Annotated in this window: 5 protein-coding genes; 3 read left to right on the forward strand and 2 right to left on the reverse strand. The window is 49.4% G+C overall.

Going from position 1 to position 6000, the window contains the following annotated elements; translation table 11 throughout:
- Positions 1-217 precede the first annotated feature (217 nt).
- Complete coding sequence (locus WKT12_RS03670) at positions 218-736, forward strand: dihydrofolate reductase family protein (protein ID WP_118113267.1); 519 nt, start codon at positions 218-220, stop codon at positions 734-736.
- A gap of 96 nt (positions 737-832) precedes the next feature.
- Here the strand turns inward: WKT12_RS03670 and topB are convergent, their stop codons facing one another.
- Both topB and WKT12_RS03680 read right to left on the reverse strand, forming a co-directional pair.
- The gene (topB, locus tag WKT12_RS03675) at positions 833-2920 is read right to left on the reverse strand and encodes a type IA DNA topoisomerase (protein ID WP_118404851.1); all 2088 of its coding nucleotides are present in this window, start codon (positions 2918-2920) and stop codon (positions 833-835) included.
- A gap of 25 nt (positions 2921-2945) precedes the next feature.
- Positions 2946-4250 (reverse strand): DUF4099 domain-containing protein, encoded by a 1305-nt coding sequence (locus WKT12_RS03680; protein WP_118404850.1) that lies wholly within the window; start codon positions 4248-4250, stop codon positions 2946-2948.
- 474 nt (positions 4251-4724) lie between these two features.
- On the opposite strand from WKT12_RS03680, the gene WKT12_RS03685 reads away from it, so the two are divergent.
- Together WKT12_RS03685 and WKT12_RS03690 are read left to right on the forward strand one after the other, a co-directional pair.
- Positions 4725-5309 carry a Crp/Fnr family transcriptional regulator gene (locus WKT12_RS03685; protein WP_117749025.1) on the forward strand — a complete coding sequence of 195 codons (585 nt, stop codon included), beginning with the start codon at positions 4725-4727 and terminating at the stop codon, positions 5307-5309.
- A gap of 154 nt (positions 5310-5463) precedes the next feature.
- The gene (locus WKT12_RS03690) at positions 5464-5874 is read left to right on the forward strand and encodes a hypothetical protein (RefSeq protein ID WP_117749024.1); all 411 of its coding nucleotides are present in this window, start codon (positions 5464-5466) and stop codon (positions 5872-5874) included.
- Positions 5875-6000: the final 126 nt, after the last annotated feature.

The following is a 6000-nucleotide window of genomic DNA, read 5'->3' on the forward strand; positions in this document are numbered from 1 at the left end:
CGCCGAACGTCCCAAAGTAGAAAACTGGCACTTTTCAAAATGTGGGGATATTCAGCGCAGGATATGCTATGCGTTTGTCATAGCGTGGCTGCACTGTTTCCACATTTGGGTATGCCAGTACCTCTACTTTGAAACAGCGTCATGCCACGCTTTCTTTTTAGGTGGCGGCTAACGTGCAAAGACAGTAGGGATTTATATCACTTTAATACCTGACAATATGGAACAAATCAAAGCGCACATCGCCGTATCGCTGGACGGGCATACCGCCACGCCGGACTATGAACTGGACTGGATGCCCCGTGAGGTCAAGGAACTGGCGGCAAGGGAACACGCCGCCGCAAGCTGCCTGCTTATGGGGGCGAACACCTACAACTACATCTTTGAACACTGGGGCGGGTGGCCGCACAAAAGCAAGCGGTCTTTTGTGGTGTCACACTACGACACCAACGTGACGCCGGACTGCGGCGTGGAGTTCCTGACCGAAGAACCGCTGCAAAGAATTTATGAATTGAAACAGGAAACCGCCATGCTGGTGGTGGGCGGCGGCAAGCTGCTTACTTCATTGATTAAAGCCGGGTTGCTGGACAGCCTGACAATATACACCGTCCCGGTCATGGCGGGCAAAGGCATCGGCTTTATCGGGGAAACATCCGGCTCACATTGGAAACTCTCGGAAAGCAGGGTGCTGGATAACGGGGTGGTCTGTTCGACCTACCTGTTTGGCGGGAGCGTATAAAAAATGCGCCCGGTTCCCGCCGGGCGCAACCACTAAAATTTCAATTATTATAAGTTGCAAAACCTATCACAATGAAATTTCAGCGGCAAAGATAGGCTATTTCTTCGGTTTCGCTTTCTTTTCGGGGAATGAAAAACCGACATTGAACTGCTCGTCCAGTACCAGCGAAGCATCGAAAACCTTGCCGTTCTTGCCCTTGAAGCCCTTGATTAGCCCGGTCTTTCGTTTCGTCACCAGTTCGACAATCTGCTTGTCGGAAAGCTGCTTGTCGCATTTGTTGCGGAATATGGTAAGCGTGCAGTCCACGTTGGAACACTTCGCCACTTTCGGGTAGAACAGGATGCGCCCGCTACCGCATTTCGGGCAGGGGCAGGTTTCACCGCCCGCAACAGATAATTGTACCGAAAGCAGTTCCGCCGTGATTTGCGTTGCGTACACCTCGATACCCTTTCGGAACGTGTCGGCATCCATGCTGCCCGCTTCTATCTTGGAAAGGGCGGTTTCCCACATACCCGTCATTTCGACATCGGCAATCTTCTTGTCCCTGACTATCTTGTAAACGGCAAGCCCCTTGTCGGTAGGCACAAGGTTCTTCTTTTCACGCACGATGTACTGGCGGGCGAACAGCGTTTCGATAATCGCCGCACGGGTGGCGGGCGTGCCTATCCCGGCATCTTTCAGGCTGGCTTTCAGTTCGGCATCTTCCAGTTCCTTTCCGGCGTTCTCCATTGCGGCAAGCAGGCTGCTTTCCGTGTGCAGCGGTTTCGGCTTGGTCTGCTTCTCCAACAGTTCCACGTTGGAAATCGGCAGGCTTTCGCCCTCTTGAAGCGGCGGCAGGCTGGCGGCTTCTTCGTCCCCGCCCGTTTCCTGCTCGCCGAACACGGCACGCCACCCAATTACTTTCATCACAGACCCTTTTACCGTGAAGTCGGTATCTCCAGCCGACAATATGGCGGTGGTAACGTCTTTCACGCACTTGCCCGAAAAGGCTTCCAGCATACGCCCGGCTACCAGCTCGTAAACCGCCCGCTCGTCTTTGGTGAGTTCGCCGGGCAGGTTCTCGGTAATGATTAAGGCGTGGTGGTCGGTCACTTTGCCGTCATTCACGCTGCGGCGGTTCAGGGGTGTGCCGTCCAGCCCGGCGGCATACCCGGCAAAGCGGGGGTATTGCCCTAACAGGGCGACACGCTCCGGCATTTCATCGAAAACGTCCTCCGATATATAGCGGCTTCCGGTTCTCGGATAGGACATCACTTTCTTTTCATACAGGCTTTGCGCTATGGAAAGCGTCTTGTCAGCCGAAAAGTTCAGCTTCGTGTTCGCTTCCTTTTGCAGCGTGGTAAGGTCGTACAGAAGCGGCGGTTCTTGGCTGGCTTCTTTCCTCTCAACGGATTTCACGGCAAGTTGTCCAGCATCTTTAACCCGTTGCAGGGCGGCTATGGCTTCGGGCTGCTGTTCCCACTTGGCGGTCGATTGGGCGGTGAAACTTATTCCCCCGCTGGCGGTCGCCGCTTTGAGTTGCCAAAACTTGGCGGGTACGAAATTCCTGTTCTCCAAATAGCGGCTGCATATCATCACGAGCGTGGGTGTCTGCACCCTGCCCAGCGAGAACACTCCCTGCCCAGCGGCTACGCTCAACGCTTGGGTGGCGTTTATCCCTATCAGCCAGTCCGCTTCGCTGCGGGACTTGGCAGAGAGGTAGAGGTTATCGTAACATTCTCCCGGCTGCAAGTTATCCAGCCCCTCACGGATTGCCTTGTCGGTAAGGCTGCTTATCCACAGGCGCACAAATGGTTTTCGGCAGTTCAGGTAATGGAAGATGTAGCGGAAGATTAGCTCACCCTCACGACCGGCATCGGTGGCGACAATAATCCGGTCGCACAGGTCGAACACTTCCTTTATCACTTTCAACTGTTTCAGAACGCCGGGGTCTGCCTTGTAGCCTTTCTCCGCTTTCACCTGACGGGGGATTAATTGGAAATCGGGCGGCAGTATGGGCAGGCTCTCCCTGCGGAAGTTCGCCACGCCATAGGCTTCCGGCATGGCAAGCTGGATTAAGTGGCCGAACGCCCATGTCACCATATACCCGTTGCCGGAAAGATAACCGTCATTACGCTGGGTCGCCCCGATGATGCGGGCGATATCCTTTGCCACGCTGGGCTTCTCTGCTATCAATGCAATCATAATTCTTTACTTTTTAAGGTGGGTACTACATTTTCATTCCTTTGGACTTCTTGGGTTTGTCCGCTTTCAGGCTCTTGTCCTGCTTCTCTTTCTGCTTGGCGGTGGGCTTGTCCTGACCCTGTTTCAGCGGCTCTTTGCCCTGTTTGGTGGCTTCGTTGGTCTTGCCCTCCGAATTGACCGCTACCTGCGTCCGGCTCTCGGCGGCGGGGGTAACGTCTTTCGGCTGCACCTTGTCGGGGGATTTGCCTTGTGCGCCGGGCTGCACATGACCGTTGAACTCAACGCCCTTGCCGTCCTTTATCCCGGCTACCTGCTGCTCTGCGGGCTGCTGCCCCTGCTGCAAGAACTGGACGGCAGACCTCGGCAGGAACTCCAAGCCACGCTCCACTGCGCTGACCTGCAAATAGGCACTGCGCTTCGTGCCGTCCCTGAATTGCAGGTTTTCCATTTTCACCGCTTGCCCGGCTTCAAAGGCGGCTTTCTGCTCCGGGCTGACTTTCACGCCGCAAATGGTGTCGGGGCATTTCCACTTGTCAGCCCGCATATACTCCAGTTCGTGCGTGTACCTGTCCCGGCTGACGAACACGGGGATTTGCTCGCCGTTTTTCGGGTCTTTGATTTCAGCGATGCCGCCCAAGTTGCCAGTGCCTTGCAAGTTGCCCTGCTCCTGCTTGGTGAACCCGTGTTCGTGGAACGGGCGTTGCAACAGTTTCTCGTCCTGCTGCACGCCGTGCAGCTTGGGTACTACCGTGCCGTCCTTTGCCTGATAGAAAGAGAGCTTGACATCGGTAGGTTTGAGGTAGAAGCCGCCCACCGTCCCCGAAACGGTGTAGGTGTTGCGGGACTTGTAGCCACGCATCACCCGGTCGAAGTCCTTCGTGTTTTTCAGGGTGTCGGCGGTGATGCCGACTTTTTTCAGGTTCTCCCAGTCGATTTTTGCCGGGTCGAAGCGGTAGCCCTGCTTGAACTCGTGGAAGTCGGGCTTCGGAACTCGAAGCATTTCAGCCCGCTTGCCGCCCTCCGGTGTGGGGTTGCGGTGGTTGTCCTCGATTGCCTTTGCGTCCTGCTCCGCTTGGGAAGCCTTGACACTGAAAAGTTCCAGTCCGGAAGTGTCCTGAAACTTGCGGAAGAAATTGGAAATGAAGTTGCTGAACACATCGCTGTTCTTGTCCACCTGCATGAACTCGCCGCCCTGTGTCGGCGGTACGGTCTGCAAATTGCCCTCCTTGTCGATACCCTTAACGGCACTCACCTTGCCCTGCTGTTTATCCAAGACCAGCAGCACGTCTTTTTCCTGCCCCTCTGCGGGCGGGGTCATTCTGTTTGTCATAAATAATTGAAATTTTAGCGGTTACGGGAATAGTCCCGCCCAAAGGTAGCGACTAAATATGCTATATTTGGACGGGCGGCAAGGGCTGTCCGAATTTGTCCTGCGGTGTCTGAAATTGTCCGGGTACGGTAATTACTGCGAACATTATTCGCAGAATTTAGAATATCACCAGCAAAATATTCATTATGTTTTTACATGGTAATTATATCACACTATCTTTGTAAATAAAATCAAGGAACATAAATATGGCTTCATTCAGAAAAGAGATACTTGGGCAGATTGAACGGATAGATACTGGGCGTATATTCAGGTTCCGGGATTTGTCGTTTGAAACGGAAAAGACTGTCTGAAATATCATTTTCTTTTGTACCTTTGCATCCGCAGAAAACAAAAGAAAATCAACTATTTAGTATAATTACCCGGTTGCGGTAACTAAATCGGGATAAAACCTCTAAACATTTCTCTTATATACAAATGATAGCCGAATTCAACTCATATATGAGTAACATAGACATAGATTTCTTCAAGGAGTTGTGTCTGAAACATGGAGAGTTACGACATTATAAAAAGAATGAGTTTATTCTCCATGAAGGTGATGCCTGTTCTTTCTTCGGGTTTATCTTGTCAGGTGTAGTCAAATACAGTTGCACCAACCGGACAGAAAACAAGCCGTATAATGTCGGTTTTTCCTTTTCAAATGAATTTATAGCCGATTATCCCACTTGCTTATATGGCATGAAATCAGAATTGAATATACAGGCGATAATCCCGTGCGAGATTTACATCTGTTCTTCTGCATTCTTACAGCAAAAATTCGAGGAGAACAAAGAAAGCCAACAGATAGCCCGTATCGCAGCCGAACAGATGTATTTCCAATCATATTCACGTTATTTGGATTTATTCAGATTCACACCGGAAGAGCGTTACCTCCAACTTTTAAAAAAATGCCCTGCAATCCTCCAAATGGTATCACTAAAAGAAATAGCATCCTACCTCAAAATTACACCCGTACACATGAGCCGAATAAGACGCAAGCAAAGTTTTGACAACAAAAAATAAACATAGGTTTAGAAATTTGCATTCATAACAATATTCCAAGAGCGTCTTAATTTGCCAAAGGATTCTTCTTTTTATCTTTGTCTTATCTTTGGTTGGTTCAACGAAGAAACAAAATAAAGATTGAATGAGTTAAACAAGAGATAAAAAAGAGAATATGAAAACAAAAGAAATTCTTGGAATATTTATGCTATTCCTATGTACATTCAGTTTTATAAGCTGCGATGATGATAATGAACAGACAAATGAATTAACCCCCGAAGCACTTTATCAGACTTCATGGCGTGGAACAGGGCATTGTGAGGCTTGGACAGTACAAAATATGGGGGTCGGTATGCAATTTATAGATACTCGGAAAGGAAAAGTAAATTGGGAAGGTTACGATGAAATTGATATTACTTATACAATAGAAGGGAAATATATCACCTTTAATAGCAATGCTTTATATTTGGGTGGAGCCCCTTGGATTATCAAAAGCTATACCCAAAAACATATAACCATTATACAGAATGAAATTAGTCCGGATAAAGAGAAAGTAGCTACAATTGAATTAGAGAAAATAGATTAAACTGAACCATGGGAACATTAAAAGTAATATGAAACTGAAATATATATTGAATGTTATACTATTTGTTTTGGCATTATCTTTTTTGTCTATGTGTATATTTAAGACTACAGAGTTAAGTTTAAAATG

Source organism: Phocaeicola sp. HCN-6420, from assembly GCF_037890145.1.
GTDB lineage: Bacteria > Bacteroidota > Bacteroidia > Bacteroidales > Bacteroidaceae > Phocaeicola.